The organism is Jiangella mangrovi (assembly GCF_014204975.1).
GTDB classification, from domain to species: domain Bacteria; phylum Actinomycetota; class Actinomycetes; order Jiangellales; family Jiangellaceae; genus Jiangella; species Jiangella mangrovi.
On record NZ_JACHMM010000001.1, the window covers coordinates 2,895,155 to 2,912,587 of the forward strand.

Sequence of the window (17,433 nt, forward strand, 5' to 3'; positions counted from 1 at the left end):
CCCGGACCCGGGCGGGAAGCGCGCCAGCAGCACGAGGGAGGGCGGCACGAGCGCCCAGGGGATGCTGGCACCCCGTCGCATTGAGGTGGCTGCAGCACTGGTGCAACGGCGCCGGTAGGAGTGTCATTGCCGCATGACCTCGGCCGACGCACGCATCACCGTGCTCCTCGCGGACGACAACCTGCTCGTCCGTGAGGGCGTGCGGGCGTTGCTGCGGGTGGCGGGCGACCTCGACGTCGTCGCGATGGCCGAGGACTACGACAGCCTGGTGACCCAGGCGCAGGAGCACCGGCCGCAGGTCGTCGTCACCGACATCAGGATGCCGCCGCGGTTCGCGAACGAGGGCATCGAGGCCGCCAAGGAGGTCCGCAAGCGGCTTCCGGGCACGGGGATCGTGGTGCTGTCGCAGTACGACGACCCGGAGTACGCGGTCGCACTGCTGGCCCAGGGGGCGGCCGGCTACGCATACTTGCTCAAGGAGCGGGTGGCGGACGGCGACCGGCTGGCCCGGGCGGTCCGCGAGGTCGCGGCGGGGGGATCCATGCTCGACCCTGAGATCGTCCAGGCACTGGTCACCCCGGCGCGGGGCGGCACCGGGCTCTCGGCCGACGAGGAGCAGCTGCTCACCATGGTGGCCGAGGGGCGGGCCGTGAAGGCGATCGCCGCGAGCCTGCAGAGCACGCCCGAGGCCGTCGACCACGCCGTCGAGGAGCTGTTCCTGCACCTCGCCCGCGACGCCAGCTCCGGCGTGCGCGGCGCGCTCGAGCGGCTGCGCAAGCTGCACACCGCCATCCTCGAGCGCGAGGAGCAGGGCGAGACACTGACCCGGCTGCTGCCGTCGGGGCTGGCGGAGAAGCTGCGCGACGACCCCGGTGCGGTCGCCCGCACCGAGCGGCTCGTCGTCACGGTGCTGATGTCGGACGTGCGCGGCTACTCCGGCATCGCCGAGCGGACCGACCCGTCGACGCTGGCGAGACAGCTGAATGCGCACCGAAGGGCCATGAACGGTGCCATCCTCGACCAGGGGGGCACCGTGATGCAGTACGTGGGGGACGCCGTCATGGCCGTCTTCGGAGCACCGTTCCCGCAGGTGGACCACGCCGAGCGGGCGCTGCGGGCCGCCGCCGACATGCACCGGCGGCAGACCGGCGTCGACGCGCAGTGGACGACCGAGGGGCTGGAGCCGTTCGGCATGGGCATCGGCCTGTCCACCGGTGAGGTCGCGGCCGCCCTGCTCGGCAGCGACGAGCGGCTGGAGTACACGCTCGTCGGCGACACCGTGAACATGGCGCAGCGCCTGCAGGACCTCGCCCGACCCGCCGGCTCGACGGTGGTCAGCGAGGCGACCGCGGCGGCCGCGCCGGCCTGGACGTTCCAGCGGCTCGACCCGGTCCGGGTCAAGGGCCGCGACGCCGCGGTGACGGCGTGCCGGGTGCTCGCCCCGGCTGGCGCCGACACAGCGAACGACGTGGAGGAGTACAGCCGATGACCGCACTGCTGGCCCGGGGAGTCCGCCGCACATTCGAGGCGGAGCTCGCGCCCGTCCGCGCCCTGCGCGGCGTCGACCTGCAGGTGGAGCGCGGCGAGTTCGTCGCGCTCATGGGCCCGTCGGGCTGCGGCAAGTCGACCCTGCTGAACATCTTCGCCGGGCTCGACCAGGCCGACGAGGGCGAGGTCGTGGTCGACGGGCTCGTCGTCAGCGGCCGCGACGAGAACTGGCTGGCCCGGTTCCGCCGGCACCACGTCGGCATCGTCTTCCAGTTCTTCAACCTGCTCGAGGGTGTCTCGGCGCTGGACAACATCGCGCTGCCGGCGATCCTGGGTGGGCTGCGCCGCAAGGCCGCCGAGTCGCGCGCCCGCGATCTGCTCGACCTGCTGGGCCTCGGCGACCGCACCGAGCAGGTGCCGTCGGTGCTCTCGGGCGGGCAGCGCCAGCGGCTGGCCATCGCCCGCGCGCTGGTCAACGAGCCGGCGGTGCTGCTGGCCGACGAGCCCACCGGCGCGCTCGACAGCGAGGGCGGCGCCGAGATCCTCGAGCTGTTCCGCCGGCTGCACGGCGACGGCCAGACGATCCTCATGGTCACGCACTCCGCCGACGTCGCGGCCGGCGCCTCCCGTGTCGTGCGCATGCGCGACGGGCGCATCGCGGGCGACGACGGCGTCAGCATCACCCCGGTCGCGGCGGACATGCCGGTGGAGCTCGCGGAGAAGCGCGCCCCATGAGCGCAGTCGCCGCGTGGCTGCGCCTCGACACCCGGCGCCGGTGGCGCTCGCTGCTGGTGATGGCGCTGCTGGTGGCGCTCGCCGCCGGTACGGTCATGACGGCGCTGTCCGGCGCACGGCGCGGGTCCACCGCCGTCGACCGCCTGGTCGAGAGGACGCTGCCGGCCACCCTCGCCGTCCTGCCCAACCAGCCCGGCTTCGACTGGGACGCCGTCCGCGCGCTGCCCGAGGTGGAGTCGCTGACGACGTTCGTGCTGACCGGCTCGTACGTGGTCGACGAGCTGCCGGAGGGCTCCTTCGCCGCCGGGTTCCCGCCCGGCGACGACGAGGTCTTCCGGACCATCGAGCGGCCGGTCGTGCTCGACGGCCGGCTGCCCGACCCCACGCGGGCCGACGAGGTCGTCGTCAGCCGGCGGTTCGAGCGGACCTGGGGACTGGGGGTCGGCGACGGCGTCACGATGCGGCTGTTCACGCCCGAGACGCAGGACGGCCTGAAGTTCGCCTCGACGCTGCCGGAGCCGGACGGCCCGGTGATCGAGGCGACGATCGTCGGCATCATCCGCTCGCCGTGGTTCAGCGACCTCGTCGGCGACCGAGAGGGCGGGCTGTCGCCGTCGCCGGGACTGTTCGTGCAGTACCGCGACAACCTCATGGGCGCCTCCGGGCAGGGCGAGCTGAACGCGCTGGTCCGGCTTCGCGGCGGCGAGGCGGACCTGCCGGCGTTCAAGGCGGGGCTGCAGGAGGTCAGCGGCCGCGCCGACATCGACTTCATGGACCTCGCCGAGGACGGCCGGCACTCCCGCGACGTCACGGCGTTCGAGGCCGAGGCGCTGCAGGCGTTCGCCCTGGCGGCGGGTGCGGCGGCGATCTTCCTGGTCGGCCAGGCCGTGGCCCGGTACGCGGCGTCGTCGGCGACGGAGCTGCAGGTGGTGCGCGGCCTCGGCCTGACAACGGGGCAGGCGGGGCTGGCCGCGGCGGCCGGTCCGGTGGGCGCGGCGGTGGCCGGCTCGCTGCTCGGGGCGGCCGGGGCGGTGGTCGCGTCGCAGTGGTTCCCCATCGGGACGGCCGCGCTGTACGAGCCGGACCCGGGGATCGCCGTCGACCCGCTCGTCCTGACGGCGGTCGGGCTGGTGACGCCGCTGCTGGCCGCCGTGGGCGCGCTGGCCGCGGCCCGGCTGGCGTTGCGCTCGGCCGCGCGCCGGGGCCGTCCGTCGGCGCTGGCGGCCGTGGCCCGGCGGGCCGGCGCCCCGGTGCCGGTGGTCGTAGGCACCCGGTTCGCGCTCGAGCCCGGCAGCGGCCGGCAGGCGGTGCCGGTGCGCCCGGCGCTGGTCGGCGCTGTGGTCGGGGTGCTCGGCGTCATCGCCGCGTTCACCTTCAGCGACGGCGTCGAGGACGCGGCCGAGAACCCGGCCCGGTTCGGGCAGGTGTACCAGCTGATGTCGTTCGTCGGCGACGCCGGACAGGACTTCGGCCCCGTCGACCAGCTGCTCCCGGCCATGGCCGCCGACCCCGACGTGCGGACGGTCAACGACACCCGGATCGCGGTGGCGGTGGTCGGCAACCGGCCGGTCACGCTGTTCACGCTCGAGCAGGCAGGACGCGAGCCGTTGCGGCCCGTGGTCGTGGACGGCCGGGCGCCGGTCGAGCCGGACGAGGTCGCCCTGGCGCCGGGCAGCGCCGACGGCATGGGGGTGGGCGTCGGCGACGTCGTGTCGATGTCCGGCACCGGTGGCGAGGAGCGACGGTTCACCGTCACCGGGCTGGCGTTCGTCCCCGAGGGCCCGCACAACAACTACGTCACCGGCGGCTGGGTCACCGGCCCCGGCTACGACACGCTGTTCGACCCGGCCAGCACGGTCTCGCCGGCGTTCAAGTACCACATGGTGCTGCTCGGCCTCGAGCCCGGCGCGGACCCGGCGGCGGTGACCGAGCGGGTCGAGGGGAGCGTGGTCCCGATCATCGCCGCGGCCACCGGCGCGCCCGCGGAGTCGATCACCGATGTCGTCATGCCCGTCGACCCGCCCAGCCGGCTCGCCGAGATCCGCCAGGTCCGGACGCTGCCGGTGTTCCTGGCCGGGTTCCTCGCGGTGCTGGCCCTGGGCGCCGTCGGGCACGCGCTGGCCACGGCGGTGCGACGGCGCCGGCACGAGGTCGCGGTGCTGCGGGCACTGGGCATGACCCGCTGGCAGTCGCGCTGGGTCGTGGTCACGCAGGCCAGCCTGCTCGCGCTCATCGGGCTGGCCGTCGGGGTGCCGCTCGGCCTGGCCCTGGGCCGCACGGTCTGGCGCTACGTCGCCGAGACCACGCCGCTGCTCTACGTCGCCCCGCTCGCCGCGCTGGCGCTGCTGCTGGTGGTCCCGCTGGCGCTGGTGGCGGCGAACCTGCTGGCGGCCTGGCCGTCGCACAGGGCGGCGTCGATGCGCGTGGGCAGCGTGCTGAGGGCCGAGTGATGACGGCGGCCTGGCTGCGGCTGGAGCTGCGGCGCCGGTGGCGCTCGCTGCTGGTGCTGGCGCTGCTGGTCGCGCTGGCCGCGGGGACGGTGATGACGGCGGTCGCGGGGGCTCGGCGTGGCGCGAGCGCCGTCGACCGGCTGGCGGAGCGGACGCTGCCGGCCGACGTCGCCGTCCTGCCGAATGAGCCCGGCTTCGACTGGGCCCCGGTGCGGGACCTGCCCGAGGTGGCGGCGCTGTCGACGTTCGGCGGCGCCGCCTACGTCGTCGACGGCATCCCCGGCGAGGCCGTCACCGGCGTCATCAGCGGCGAGGACGCGATGAGCGCGCTGGAACGGCCGGTCGTCCTGGCCGGCCGGCTGCCGGACCCGCTGCGGCCCGACGAGGTCGCGATCACGTCGTCGTTCGAGGAGAGCTTCGGGAGGGGAGTCGGCGACGGCGTGACGATCCGGCTGTTCGGGCCGGACTCCGCGCTGGCCTTCCGCGACGACCCGGCGGTGCCGCCCGACGGCCCGGTGGTCGAGGCGCGGATCGTCGGCGTGATCCAGTCGTTCTGGTACGGCGAGACGCTCGGGTCGCCGGGTCAGCTGATCTTCTCGCCCGGCCTGGCCGCGGCGTATCCGGACGAGGTCGGCCCGGAGTCGCCGGTCGCGGTGCACAACGCGATCGTCCGGCTGCACGGTGGCGAGGCCGCCATCCCGGGGTTCCTGGCCGACGTCGAGCGGCTCGCCGGACGGCAGATCGACGTGTTCGACCTGGTCGAGATGCTGCGCACCCACGGGCGCGAGGTCACCGGGTTCGAGGCCGACGCGCTGCTGGTGTTCGCGCTGGCCGCGGCCGCCGCGGCGATGTTCCTGGTGGGGCAGCCGGTCGCCCGGTACGCCACGGCCACGGTGGCCGACCTGCAGGCGCTGCGGGCCGTCGGCATGCTGCCGCGGCAGGTGGTGCTGACGGCCGTGCTCGGCCCGGTGCTGGCCGCGGTCCTCGGTGTCGTGGCGGGGGCGGCGGCCGCGGTCGCGGCGTCGCGCTGGTTCCCGACCGGTCTCGCGGCGACGGTGGAGCCGTCACCCGGCGCGGACGTCGACGCGCCGGTGCTGCTCACCGGGGTGGTCGTGGTGCCGGCGCTGGTGGCGCTGGCCGCCGCGGCGTCGGCCGCACTGGCCCTGCGCGCGGCCCGGGCGGGGTCGCACCGGCGTCGCTCGTCCGTGGCGGGCGCCGTCGCAGCGGCCGGACTGCCGGTGCCCGTCGTCGTCGGCACCCGGTTCGCCCTCGAGCCCGGCCGCGGACGGCAGGCGGTGCCGGTGCGGCCCGCGCTGCTGGGCGCCGTCACCGGCGTGCTCGGCGTGCTCGCGGCGTTCACCTTCTCCACCGGCGTCGACGGCGCGGCGGGCGACCTGCGCCGCTTCGGCCAGACCCACCAGCTGAGCGCCTGGATCGGCGAGAACGGCGAGCACTTCCTGCCCGAGGACCAGCTGCCGGCGCTGCTGGCCGCCGTCGCCGCCGACCCCGATGTCGAGGCGGTGAACGACTCCCGCATCGGGTCCGCCGACGTCGACGGGGTGTCCGCGGCGGTCTACGCCTACGCGCCGGTCGGCGACGGCGGCCTGGACGTCGTCGTGCTGTCGGGCCGGATGCCGTCGCGGCCGGACGAGATCGCGCTGGCGCCTGTGACGGCGGACGCCGCCGGTGCCGCCGTCGGCGACCGGGTCGACGCGGGCGGGACCGCCGCGGTCACCGTCACCGGGATCGCGTTCGTGCCCGACGGCGCCCACAACGACTACGCGACCGGCGGCTGGGTGACCCGAGACGGCTACGACGCGCTGTTCGGCGACGCGTTCAAGTTCCACGAGGCGCACGTCGCGCTGCGTCCGGGGGCCGACGCCGACGCCGTCGTCGCGCGGGTGGCCGAGACGACGGGGCTGGGCCTGGAACGGCCCGAGCCGCCCACGCCGGTCGCGGAGATCCGGCAGATCCGCACGTTGCCGGTCGTGCTGGCCGCGTTCCTGGCGGTGCTCGCGCTGGGCGCCGTCGGCCACGCGCTGGCCACGGCCGTGCGGCGGCGCCGGCACGAGCTGGCCGTGCTGCGCGCCGTCGGGCTGTCCAGGCCGCAGGCGCGCGGCATCGTGGCGACCCAGGCGAGTGTGCTCGCGCTGGCCGGCCTGTTGATCGGCATCCCGCTGGGCGTGGCGCTGGGACGCGTGGTGTGGCGCTACGTCGCCGAGACGACGCCGATCCTCTACGTGCCGCCGGTGGCCGCGACGGCGCTGCTGCTCGTGGTGCCGGTGGCGCTGGTGGCGGCGAACCTGCTGGCGGCCTGGCCGTCGCAGCGGGCGGCGTCGATGCGGGTCGGCCACGTGCTGAGGGCCGAGTGATGACGGCGGCCTGGCTGCTCCTGGACCTGCGGCGGCGCTGGCGGTCGTTGCTGGTGCTGGCGCTGCTGGTGGCCTTCGCCGTGGCGACGGTGCTGACGGCGGTGGCCGGCGCCCGGCGGGGCGCCGCGGCGGTGCACCGGCTCGACACCGCGACGCTGGCCGCCACGGCCCAGGTCCTGCCCGGCGACCCGGACTTCGACTGGGCCGCGGTGCGGGCACTGCCGGGCGTCGCGGCCGTGGGCGAGGTGGCCTTCGGCAGCTACGAGCTGGACGGTGCGCCGGTGGACGGCCCGGTCCCCGCCGACCGTGAGGTGCTGCGGACCGTGGAGCGGCCCGTGGTCCTCGAGGGCCGGCTCGCCGACCCGGACCGGGCCGACGAGGCCGTCGTGACGCCCCGCTTCGTCCGGACCTACGGCCACGGCGTCGGCGACACCGTCACCGTCCGCCTCTACCGGCCGGAGACCCGGCCGGCCACCGTGACGGACTGGCGTGGCCCGGTCGACGAGACCGCGCCGCCGCCCGCGGACGGACCGGAGGTGCCGCTGCGCATCGTCGGCGTCGTCCGCTCGTCGCTGTTCACCGACGCGCCGGGCGCCCCGGGCTGGCTGGTGCCGACCGTGGCGTTCTTCACGGCGTACTCCTCCCACCTGCTCGGCGCCGACGGCGCGACCGGCGCGATGGTGCGGCTGGACGACGGCGGCAGCGGCTACGCGGCCTTCAAGGCGGCGCTGACGGACTCGAGCGGCCGGACCGACCTCACCATGTGGAGCGAGGCTGCCGCCACGCTCTTCGTCCAGCGGATCGTCGACATCGAGGCCGCTGCCGTCAGGGCGTTCGCGCTCGCCGCTGCGGCCGCGGCCGTCGTGCTGCTGGGCCAGGCGATCGCCCGGCACGCCGCCGCGACCATCGGCGAGCTGCGGGTGCTCGGCACGCTCGGCCTGACGCCGCGGCAGCAGATCGCCGCCGCCACCGCCGGGCCGGCCCTGGCCGGCGCCGCCGGAGCCACGGCCGGGACCGGCCTGGCCGTCCTCGCGTCGGCCTGGTTCCCCGTCGGGACGGCCGCGCAGCGCGAGCCGGCGCCGGGCATCGACGCCGACTGGGCCGTGCTGGGCGTGGGCGGGGGCGCGGTCGTACTCGCGGTCGCGGCGGGTGCCGCGCTGAGCGCCGTCGCCGCCCTGCACGCGTCGCGCGCGACCGGCTCGCCGCGGCGCTCCCCGGCCGCGGCGGCCGTGGCCCGCAGCGCGCTGCCGCTGCCGATGGTGCTCGGGACCCGGCTGGCGCTCGAGCCCGGCCGCGGGCGGCGAGCGGTTCCGGTGCGGCCCGCGCTGGTGGGTGCGGTCGCCGGGGTGGCGGGGACGGTGGCCGCGCTGACCCTGGCCGCCGGCGTCGACGACGCCGCGACCACGCCGGCCCGATACGGCCAGGTGCACGATCTGGAGGCCACGCTGGACGTCGACGCCGCGTCGGCCGGCAGGGTGCTGCCGGTGCTGGCGGCCGACCCCGACGTCACCGCCGTCAACGACAGCCGGTCGGCGGTGGCGCAGGCCGGCGCCGGCAGCCCGGTGGTCTACTCGCTCCAGCCGGTGGCCGCGCCGCTCCCCGTCGTCGTCGACGAGGGGCGGCTGCCCGCCGCGGCCGACGAGGTCGCTCTGGGGCCGTACCTCGCCCAGACCCTGGGCGTCCGCGTCGGCGACACCGTCGACCTCACCGGAACGCGGGTGACCCGCCGGCTGACGGTCACCGGCGCGGCCTTCCTCCCGGAGGGACCGGGCAACTACAACGTCGACGGCGCCTGGGTGAGCGGGGCCGGGTTCGACGCGCTGTTCACCGGCGCCTCGTCCCACCTCGCGCACATCGCGCTGCGCGACGGCGCCGACCCCGGGGTCGTGGCAGAGCGGCTGGAGCGGGCCGTGGGCGCCGTGGCCGGCGACGTGGACGTGCGGCCGACGCTGCAGCGCGACCACTCGGTCGAGCTGCGGGTGATCCAGGAGCTCCCGCTGTACCTCGCGCTGTTCCTCGCGGTGCTCGCGCTGGCCGCTGTCGGGCACACGCTGGCCGTGGCGGTCCGGCGGCGCCGGCACGACCTCGCCGTGCTGCGCGCCGTCGGGCTGACCGGCGGGCAGTGCGTCGCCGCGGTGATCACGCAGGCCGTGGTGATCGTGCTGGCCGGGCTGGCGGTCGGCGCGCCGCTCGGTGTGGCGATCGGCCGCTGGCTGTGGCGCTACGTCACCGACGCGACCATGACGTACTACGTCCCGCCACCGGCGCTCCCGGCCCTGCTCGCCGTGGTCCCGGCCGCGCTCGCGGCCGCGGTGCTGCTGGCGGCCTGGCCGGCCCGCCGGGCCGGGTCGTTCCCCGTCTGGCAGGCCCTGAGGGCGGAATGAGGAGGTGGGCGGCTTGAACGGGACCCTCGTCGCGGCCCGCGCGCGGAACCGGCGCGACGTGGCACTCTGGGCCGGCTGGGCGGTGCTGGTGACGGTCACCGTCGCGCTGGCCGTGTGGGCGCTGCGGACGCTGATCGACGTGCCCGGCGCGCTGCTCCCATGGGCGCTGCTCGGGCTGGTCGCGGTGCCGGTCGCCGTCGTGGCGTCGGTGCTGCCCCGGCTGCGGCGCCGAGCGGGCGCCGTCGCCGGCCCGTCCCTGGTGTTCTGCGGGCTGGTGCTCATGGTGCTGGCCGTCTATCTGGTGGTCGTCATCGGGCTCGGCGAGGAGGTCGACGACGACGGCCAGGGCGTGCTGGCGTTCTCGATGGTCGCCGCGCTGACCGCCGTCGTGCTGGCCGAGCCGGTGCGGGCACGGCTGCGCGAGCTGGCCGAGCAGTGGGCCGGGCCGAGGCAGCGGCCCGCGTCGTCGGCGCTCGAGACCTTCGGCTCGCGGATGACCCGCGCCGTCCCCATGGACGAGCTGCTGCTCCAGCTGGCCGAGACGCTGCGCTCGACCCTGGGGCCGCTGGGTGCGGAGGTGTGGACCGGCGAGGACGGTGTCCTGGATCGGACGGTGTCGGTGCCCGAGCGCGGCCCCGGCCGGCTGACCCTCGCCGGAGCCGAGCTGGCCGCCGTCGCCCGGGCCCGGGTCTCCGGCAACGCGTGGGCCGCGATGTGGCTGCCGGCGGTGCTGGCCGGCGCCGGCGAACCCGGCCGGCGGTCGCTGCGCATCGCGTCGGTCACGCACCTGGGCCGGCTGCTCGGGCTGCTCGTGGTCGTGCGCTCGGCCGACGACCGGCCGTTCAGCGACGACGACGACCGCGTGCTTGCCGACCTCGCCCGGCAGGTCGGGCTGGCGCTGCACAACGTCCGCCTCGACTCCGCGCTGCAGGCGTCGCTCGAGGAGCTGCGCCGGCGCAACGCCGAGCTGCAGGCGTCGCGGGCCCGCATCGTGTCCGCCGCCGACGCGTCGCGCCGCGAGATCGAGCGCAACCTGCACGACGGCGCGCAGCAGCATCTCGTCGCGCTGGCCGTGAAGCTGGGGCTGGCGAAGCGGCTGGCCGACGGCGACGCGGCAGCCCTGCTCGACGAGCTGCGCACGGACGTCCAGGAGACACTGACCCAGCTGCGCGAGCTGGCCCACGGCATCTACCCGCCGCTGCTGCGCGAGCACGGGCTCGGCGAGGCGCTGCGCAACGCCGCGAACCGCGCCGCGGTGCCCACGCGCGTCGTGGCCGGCACCGACCTGCGCTACCCGCCGGAGGCCGAGGCCGCGGTCTACTTCTGCTGCCTCGAGGCCATCCAGAACGCCGGCAAGCACGCCGGTCCGGGGGCGTCGGTGACGGTGCGGGTGTCCGGCGACGGCGCGGGCGTGGAGTTCGAGGTGGCCGACGACGGCGCCGGCTTCGACCCCGCGACCGTCGGCGAGAGCCACGGGTTCGTGAACATGCGCGACCGGCTGGGCGCGTTCGGCGGCGAGCTGAGCGTCGACAGCGCACCCGGCGCCGGCACGACGATCCACGGGACGCTGCCGGCGGCCGCGCTGGCGCCACGCGAACCGGCGGAGACCGGGCGGCCATGACCGCGACGGTGCCGCGAGCACTGCGGGGACGGTCGCCGGTCCGGCTGGGGCCGGTGGGCCGGCGGCGGCTGCTGCGCACCGTCGTCGCGCTCGCGGTGGCGGTCGTGCCCGCGTGCATCGCGCTGGTCGTCGTCTTCGACGAGCTGCTGCGCGACGCCGGCCGGCCCGACCTGACCCAGGGCCTGACCAGCGGGGTCGTCTACGTCCTCGCGATGGTCAGCGCGTCCGTCGTGGGCGCCGGGCTGGTCCTGCACCGCCCGCGGCACCCCGTCGGCTGGCTGTTCCTCGGGCTCGGGACGCTGCAGGCCGTCGGGCCCGCGCTGACCGGCTATGCGGCCTACGGCGCCATCGCCCGGCCCGGCTCGCTGCCGCTGGCCACCATGGCCGGGCTCTTCGCCGACTCGGTGTTCGTGCTCTGGTTCGTCAGCATCGCCCTGGTGTTCCACCTGACGCCGGACGGTCGGGCGCTGTCGCCGCGGTGGGCGTGGGCCGCGCGGGCCACCGTCGGCGCCGGCCTGCTCAGCGTCGCGCTGGTGTTCCTCACGCCGTCGCACGCGGAGCCGCCACTGGAGGGTCTGGACAACCCGCTGGCCGCCGGTGGCGCCGTCGCCGACGTGCTCGACATCGCCCGCAGCGTCGCGGTCATCCTCACCGGCGCCGGCCTGGTCGTCGCGGCGGTATCGCTGCTGGTGCGGTTCCGGCGGGCGCGCGGGACGGCCCGCCAGCAGCTCCTCTGGCTGGCGCCGGCGGCCGTGCTGATCCCGGTGCTGGTGGCGGCGTCGTTCGTCGCGTCGTACCTGCGCTCGCAGGCCGTGCTGGACGTCGTGGCCGGGCTGTTCGTGGTGCTGCTGCCGATCGCGACCGCGCTGGCCATCACGCAGTACCACCTGTTCGACGTCGACCGGATCCTCAGCCGGGCGCTGACGTACGCGCTGCTCACCGCGGTCCTGGCGATCGTCTACGTGGTCGTGGTGGTCGCCGTCGGGGCCGCCGCGGGCGGGTCGCAGCTGTCCGCCGTCGTCGCCACCCTGGCCGCGGTGAGCGTCGCCGGAGCGGCCCGCCGCCGGCTGCAGGACGCCGTCGACCGCCGCTTCAACCGGCGCCGATTCGACGCCGTCCGCATGGTCCGGCATTTCGTGCGCGCTCCCGAGCCGGGCGTGAGCGTCGAGGACGTGCTGCGCCAGGCGGCCGGCGACCCGTCGCTGCGGGTGGCCTACTGGGTCGACGGCCGGCGCGAGTGGGTCTCCGGCGACGGGCGGCCGGCGGCGGAGCTCGGTGCTGACGACGTGGTGCTGGCCGGTCACGACCGCACCATCGCGCGGGTCGGCGCCGGGCCCGAGGTGCCGCCCGGCCTGCTGCGCGCCGTCGTCACCGAGGCCCGGCCCGAGCTGGACAACGCCGGGCTGCGGGCCGCCGTCGCGCTGCAGCTGGTCGAGGTGCGCGAGTCGCGGGCCCGCATCGTGTCCGCCGCCGACGCGTCGCGCCGCGAGATCGAGCGCAACCTGCACGACGGCGCCCAGCAGCACCTCGTCGCGCTGGCGGTGAAGCTCGGGCTCGCGCGGCGGCTGGCCGACGGCGACACCGCGGCCCTGCTCGACGAGCTGCGCACCGACGTGCAGGAGACGCTCACCCAGCTGCGCGAGCTGGCGCACGGCATCTACCCGCCGCTGCTGCGCGAGCACGGCCTGGGCGAGGCCCTGCGCACGGCCGCCGCCCGCGCCGTCCGCCCCACCACGGTCGACGTCGCCACCGCCCGCCGGTTCGCTCCCGGCGCCGAGGCGGCCGTCTACTTCTGCTGCCTCGAGGCCATGCAGAACGCCGGCAAGCACGCCGGCGACGGTGCGTCGGTGACGGTGCACGTCGGCGAGACCGATGCGGGCGTCGAGTTCGAGGTGTCCGACGACGGCGCCGGCTTCGACCCCGCCGTCGCCGGCGAGAGCCACGGGTTCGTGAACATGCGCGACCGGCTGGGCTCGCTCGGCGGCCGGCTCACCGTCGACAGCGGGCCGGGCCGTGGCACCGTCGTGCGCGGGACCCTGCCGGTATGACGCCGTCCGCGCTGGCCGCACCCGGTACGCTCCCACCCGTGACCACAGGTGGGCGGGTCCGCGTCGTCGTCGCCGACGACGCGCTGCTGGTGCGCGAGGGCGTCCAGCGCGTCCTCGGGCTGTACCCGGACCTCGAGGTGGTGGCGGTGGCCGGCGACCTCGACGAGCTGCTGGCCGCCGTCGAGCAGCACCGGCCCGACGTCGTCGTCACCGACATCCGCATGCCGCCCACGTCGAGCGACGAGGGCATCCGCGCGGCCACGCAGCTGCGCCGGACGGCACCCGATACCGGCGTCGTCGTGCTGTCGCAGTACGCCGCGCCCGGGTACGCGCTCGAGCTGCTGTCGGGTGGCTCGCAGCGGCGCGCGTACCTGCTCAAGGAGCGCATCAGCGAGCCCGACCAGCTGGCCGAGGCCGTCCGCGAGGTCGCCCGCGGCGGCAGCGTCGTCGACCCCGCCGTCGTCGAGGTGCTGGTCGCGGGCGCGCGCCCGGCCGGTGACCCCCTCGCCGGCCTGACCCGGCGCGAGCTCGAGGTGTTGGAGCAGATCGCCCAGGGCAAGAGCAACGCCGGCGTCGCCGCCAGCCTCGTGCTCACCGAGCGCGCCGTCGAGAAGCACATCAACGCGCTGTTCGCCAAGCTCGGGCTCACCGCCGAGCCCGAGGTGCACCGCCGGGTCAGCGCCGTCCTGCTCTACCTGGCGTCCCTGCGCTGACGGCCCGGCGAGGGTGCCGGCCGTCGATCCACCGCAGCGGCCCCGCCTGCGAAACCGGCTCACGCTCGGGAAACCGACGAACACGGGCTCGGCCGGGCGTCCAACCGCGAGCGCCTTGGCTGGCCTGGTCGTCGCGCGGGAGCGGGCATTTCGGGCGCCGTGGCGGTGACCAGCCTTGCCAAGGTGCGGCGCCGCCGACCACTGGGGGCACGCCCGCCTGCGAAACCGGCTCACGCTCGGGAAACCGACGGACACGGGCCCGGCCGGCCCTCCAACCGCCGGTTTCCCGAGCGTCCGCCGGTTTCCCGAGCGTCACCCGTCCGGCTGCGACGCTCGAGCGCTTGGCTGGCCTGGTCGTCGCGCGGGAGCGGGCATTTCGGGCGCCGTGGCGGTGACCAGCCTTGCCAAGGTGCGGCGCCGCCGACCACTGGGGGAACGCCCGCCTGCGAAACCGGCTCACGCTCGGGAAACCGACGGATACGGGCCTCGCCGGCCCTCCAACCGCCGGTTTCCCGAGCGTCACCACGAGGCGGTTCGTCGGCGGGGGTGCTGGCACCCCTCGTGAGACGGGTGGTGACCGGGTGGCACGAGGGCCGTGGGCGGGCCGATCATGGTGGTATGGCCGGTAGTCCGCACACCCCCCACGTCGAGGCGCCGACCGCCGTCGTCGACGTCCTCGTGGTCGACGACCAGGAGCTGTACCTGTCCGTCGCCCGGTTCGTCGTCGGCTCCACGCCCGGCTTCCGGGTCGCCGGCGAGGCCACCAGCGGCGAGGACGCGGTCACGCAGGCGGCCGCGCTGCGCCCGGGGCTGGTGCTCATGGACATCAACCTGCCCGGCATCTCCGGCATCGAGGCCACCCGCCGCCTGGTCGCGGCGCACCCCGGCGCCGTCGTCCTGCTGATGTCGACCTACCCCGCATCGGACCTGCCGCAGGACGCCAGCACCAGCGGGGCGCGCGCGTACGTCCACAAAGAGGATCTCGCGCCCGACGTGCTGGTGGCCGTCATGTCGGGGGAGCTGCCGCCCGGATTCTGAGCCGGGAAAATGCCTCGACCGGTGCCGCCGGCTCGGTGAGACTGAGGGCATGGGCCACGTCGACCTCAACGCCGTCTCGTTCACCCTGCCCGACGGGCGGGTGCTGCTCGACGACGTCTCGTTCCGGGTCGGCGACGGCGCCAAGGTCGCGCTGGTCGGGGCGAACGGGTCGGGCAAGACGACGCTGCTGCGCATCGTGGCCGGCGACCTCGCCGCGCACGGCGGCGCCGTCACGCGCAGCGGCGGGCTGGGCGTCATGCGCCAGTTCGTGGCCCGCGACGCCCAGGACGTGCGCGACCTGCTGCTGTCGGTGGCGCCGCCCCGCGTGCGGGCCGCCGCTGCCGCCGTCGACGCCGCCGAGCTGGCCATGATGGACCGCGACGACGAGCCGACGCAGATGACGTACGCCACCGCGCTGGCCGAGTGGGCCGACGCCGGCGGCTACGAGACCGAGGTCCTGTGGGACGTCTGCACCACGGCCGCGCTGGGCATCCCGTTCGAGCGGTGCCGCTGGCGCGAGGTGTCCACGCTGTCCGGCGGCGAGCAGAAGCGGCTGGTGCTCGAGGCGCTGCTGCGCGGCCCCGACGAGGTGTTGCTGCTCGACGAGCCCGACAACTTCCTCGACGTCCCGGCCAAGCGCTGGCTCGAGGACCGGCTGGTCGAGTCGCAGAAGACCGTCCTCTACGTCAGCCACGACCGCGAGCTGCTGCACCGCACGGCCACGCGCGTCGTCACCGTCGAGCTGGGCGCGGCCGGCAACACCACGTGGGTGCACCCGGCCGGGTTCGGCAGCTACCACGAGGCGCGGCGCGAGCGGTTCGCCCGGTTCGAGGAACTGGGCCGGCGCTGGGACGAGGAGCACGCGAAGCTCAAGGCGCTCGTGCTCATGTACAAGCAGAAGGCCGCCTACAACGACGGCCTCGCCTCGCGGTACCAGGCGGCGCAGACCCGGCTGCGCAAGTTCGAGGAGGCCGGGCCGCCGCAGGCCATCCCGCGCGAGCAGAACGTGCGCATGCGGCTGCAGGGCGGGCGCACCGGCAAGCGCGCCGTCGTCTGCGAGTCCCTGGAGCTGACGGGGCTCATGAAGCCGTTCGACCTCGAGGTCTGGTACGGCGAGCGGGTCGCCGTCCTCGGCTCCAACGGCTCCGGCAAGTCGCACTTCCTGCGGCTGCTGGCGGCCGGCGGCTCCGACCCCGAACCCGAGCACGAGCCCGTCGACGACGTGCCCATCGCTCCCGTGGCGCACACCGGCGTGGGACGGCTGGGCGCGCGGGTGCGGCCGGGCTGGTTCGCGCAGACGCACGAGCATCCCGAGCTGGTCGGCCGCACGCTGCTCGAGATCCTGCACCGCGGCGACGGCCGCCGCGCCGGCATGCCGCGCGAGCAGGCCAGCCGCGTGCTCGACCGGTACGAGCTCGCGCACGCCGGCGAGCAGGCGTTCGAGTCGCTGTCCGGCGGGCAGCAGGCGCGGCTGCAGATCCTGCTGCTCGAGCTGTCCGGCGCCACGCTGCTGCTGCTCGACGAGCCCACCGACAACCTCGACCTCGTGTCGGCCGAGGCGCTGCAGGACGGGCTCGAGGTGTTCGACGGGACGGTGCTCGCCGTCACCCACGACCGCTGGTTCGCCCGCGACTTCGACCGCTTCCTCGTGTTCGGTGCCAACGGCTCGGTCTACGAGTCGCCGGAGCCGGTCTGGGACGAGGGCCGCGTCACCCGGGTGCGCTGATGCCGTCGGTCACGATCGGCACCGACGCCGAGGAGTTCTGGCAGCGGGCGGGTGGGTGGCTGGAACGGTCGCCCGTCGTCCACTCGGTGCTGCTCACCACGGTCGACCGCGTGCGCCGGGGTGCGGGGTCCGGGCCGGGCGGCGTGTTCGCGGTCCTGTCGTCCTCCTCCGACGACGGCGGTGGCGGGGGTGTCGCCGGGGTGGCGGTGTGGACGCCGCCGTTCCGGGCGTACGTGTCCGCGCCACCGGTGGGGGCCGAGCTGCTGGCGCTGGCCATGCTCGCGGAGCACCCCGGCGTCGACGGCGTCACGGGCGTCGCCGACCAGGCCGCGGCGTACGCGCGGGCGTGGGCGGGACACACCGGCGGCACCGTCGCCGTCGCCATGGACCAGCGGCTGTTCGAGCTCGACACCGTCGTGCCGCCGCGGCCGGCGCCCGGAGCCGCGCGGCTCGCCGGGCCCGGCGACCGCGACCTGCTGGTCGAATGGACGCTGGCGTTCGAGGTGGAGTCCAACGCCGCGCCCGGCGCGAGCGTCGCCGAGCGCGTCGTCGACCTGCTGCTCGCCGAACAGCGCGCCTGGCTCTGGGACGACGGCGGCCCGGCCTGCTTCGTGGGCGTCTCGCGCACCGTCGCCGGCGTCGCCCGCATCGCGCCCGTGTACACCCCGCCCGCGCGGCGCCGCCGCGGGTACGCATCGGTGCTGGTGGCGGCGGTCAGCCAGGCCGTGCTCGATGCGGGTGCGCACCGTGCCGCCCTCTTCACCGACCTGGCCAACCCCACTTCGAACAAGGTCTACACCGCGCTGGGCTACCGCCCCATCGCCGACGTGACGGCCCACGTGTTCACCCGCTGAGGAG

At 76.0% G+C, this 17,433-nt stretch carries 11 protein-coding genes; all 11 read left to right on the plus strand.

Going from position 1 to position 17,433, the window contains the following annotated elements; genetic code table 11:
* The first annotated feature begins 133 nt into the window (after window positions 1-133).
* The 11 genes from HD601_RS13635 (at window position 134) to HD601_RS13685 (ending at window position 17,429) form a co-directional block, all read left to right on the plus strand.
* Window positions 134-1,489 (plus strand): adenylate/guanylate cyclase domain-containing protein, encoded by a 1,356-nt coding sequence (locus HD601_RS13635; protein ID WP_184822660.1) that lies wholly within the window; start codon window positions 134-136, stop codon window positions 1,487-1,489.
* Complete coding sequence (locus HD601_RS13640) at window positions 1,486-2,223, plus strand: ABC transporter ATP-binding protein (protein ID WP_184822662.1); 738 nt, start codon at window positions 1,486-1,488, stop codon at window positions 2,221-2,223. The genes HD601_RS13635 and HD601_RS13640 overlap by 4 nt, the downstream gene beginning before the upstream one ends.
* Complete coding sequence (locus HD601_RS13645; RefSeq protein ID WP_184822664.1) at window positions 2,220-4,673, plus strand: ABC transporter permease; 2,454 nt, start codon at window positions 2,220-2,222, stop codon at window positions 4,671-4,673. Before HD601_RS13640 ends, HD601_RS13645 begins: the two co-directional genes overlap by 4 nt.
* Window positions 4,673-7,045, plus strand: coding sequence for an FtsX-like permease family protein (locus HD601_RS13650; RefSeq protein ID WP_184822666.1), 2,373 nt, complete (start codon window positions 4,673-4,675; stop codon window positions 7,043-7,045). The genes HD601_RS13645 and HD601_RS13650 overlap by 1 nt, the downstream gene beginning before the upstream one ends.
* On the plus strand, window positions 7,045-9,429 hold the full coding sequence (locus HD601_RS13655; protein ID WP_184822668.1) for an ABC transporter permease: 2,385 nt from the start codon (window positions 7,045-7,047) through the stop codon (window positions 9,427-9,429). Before HD601_RS13650 ends, HD601_RS13655 begins: the two co-directional genes overlap by 1 nt.
* Window positions 9,430-9,442: 13 nt before the next feature.
* Complete coding sequence (locus tag HD601_RS13660) at window positions 9,443-11,050, plus strand: sensor histidine kinase (protein ID WP_184822670.1); 1,608 nt, start codon at window positions 9,443-9,445, stop codon at window positions 11,048-11,050.
* Window positions 11,047-13,098: a sensor histidine kinase gene (locus HD601_RS13665; RefSeq protein WP_184822672.1), complete on the plus strand. Its 2,052-nt coding sequence runs from the start codon at window positions 11,047-11,049 to the stop codon at window positions 13,096-13,098. Before HD601_RS13660 ends, HD601_RS13665 begins: the two co-directional genes overlap by 4 nt.
* Window positions 13,095-13,811: a response regulator transcription factor gene (locus HD601_RS13670; protein WP_184822674.1), complete on the plus strand. Its 717-nt coding sequence runs from the start codon at window positions 13,095-13,097 to the stop codon at window positions 13,809-13,811. Before HD601_RS13665 ends, HD601_RS13670 begins: the two co-directional genes overlap by 4 nt.
* Before the next feature lie 618 nt (window positions 13,812-14,429).
* Window positions 14,430-14,849 carry a response regulator gene (locus tag HD601_RS13675; RefSeq protein ID WP_184822676.1) on the plus strand — a complete coding sequence of 140 codons (420 nt, stop codon included), beginning with the start codon at window positions 14,430-14,432 and terminating at the stop codon, window positions 14,847-14,849.
* 49 nt (window positions 14,850-14,898) lie between these two features.
* The gene (locus HD601_RS35685) at window positions 14,899-16,575 is read left to right on the plus strand and encodes an ATP-binding cassette domain-containing protein (protein ID WP_184822678.1); all 1,677 of its coding nucleotides are present in this window, start codon (window positions 14,899-14,901) and stop codon (window positions 16,573-16,575) included.
* Window positions 16,575-17,429, plus strand: a complete 855-nt coding sequence (locus HD601_RS13685; RefSeq protein WP_184822680.1) for a GNAT family N-acetyltransferase — start codon at window positions 16,575-16,577, stop codon at window positions 17,427-17,429. The genes HD601_RS35685 and HD601_RS13685 overlap by 1 nt, the downstream gene beginning before the upstream one ends.
* Window positions 17,430-17,433 lie beyond the last annotated feature (4 nt).

Excerpts from the sequence above, each read along its gene's own strand:
- HD601_RS13635 (WP_184822660.1), top strand. The coding sequence starts at position 134 with ATGACCTCGGCCGACGCACGCATCACCGTGCTCCTCGCGGACGACAAC.
- HD601_RS13640 (WP_184822662.1), top strand. The coding sequence starts at position 1,486 with ATGACCGCACTGCTGGCCCGGGGAGTCCGCCGCACATTCGAGGCGGAG.
- HD601_RS13645 (WP_184822664.1), top strand. The coding sequence starts at position 2,220 with ATGAGCGCAGTCGCCGCGTGGCTGCGCCTCGACACCCGGCGCCGGTGG.
- HD601_RS13650 (WP_184822666.1), top strand. The coding sequence starts at position 4,673 with ATGACGGCGGCCTGGCTGCGGCTGGAGCTGCGGCGCCGGTGGCGCTCG.
- HD601_RS13655 (WP_184822668.1), top strand. The coding sequence starts at position 7,045 with ATGACGGCGGCCTGGCTGCTCCTGGACCTGCGGCGGCGCTGGCGGTCG.
- HD601_RS13665 (WP_184822672.1), top strand. The coding sequence starts at position 11,047 with ATGACCGCGACGGTGCCGCGAGCACTGCGGGGACGGTCGCCGGTCCGG.
- HD601_RS13670 (WP_184822674.1), top strand. The coding sequence starts at position 13,095 with ATGACGCCGTCCGCGCTGGCCGCACCCGGTACGCTCCCACCCGTGACC.
- HD601_RS13675 (WP_184822676.1), top strand. The coding sequence starts at position 14,430 with ATGGCCGGTAGTCCGCACACCCCCCACGTCGAGGCGCCGACCGCCGTC.
- HD601_RS35685 (WP_184822678.1), top strand. The coding sequence starts at position 14,899 with ATGGGCCACGTCGACCTCAACGCCGTCTCGTTCACCCTGCCCGACGGG.
- HD601_RS13685 (WP_184822680.1), top strand. The coding sequence starts at position 16,575 with ATGCCGTCGGTCACGATCGGCACCGACGCCGAGGAGTTCTGGCAGCGG.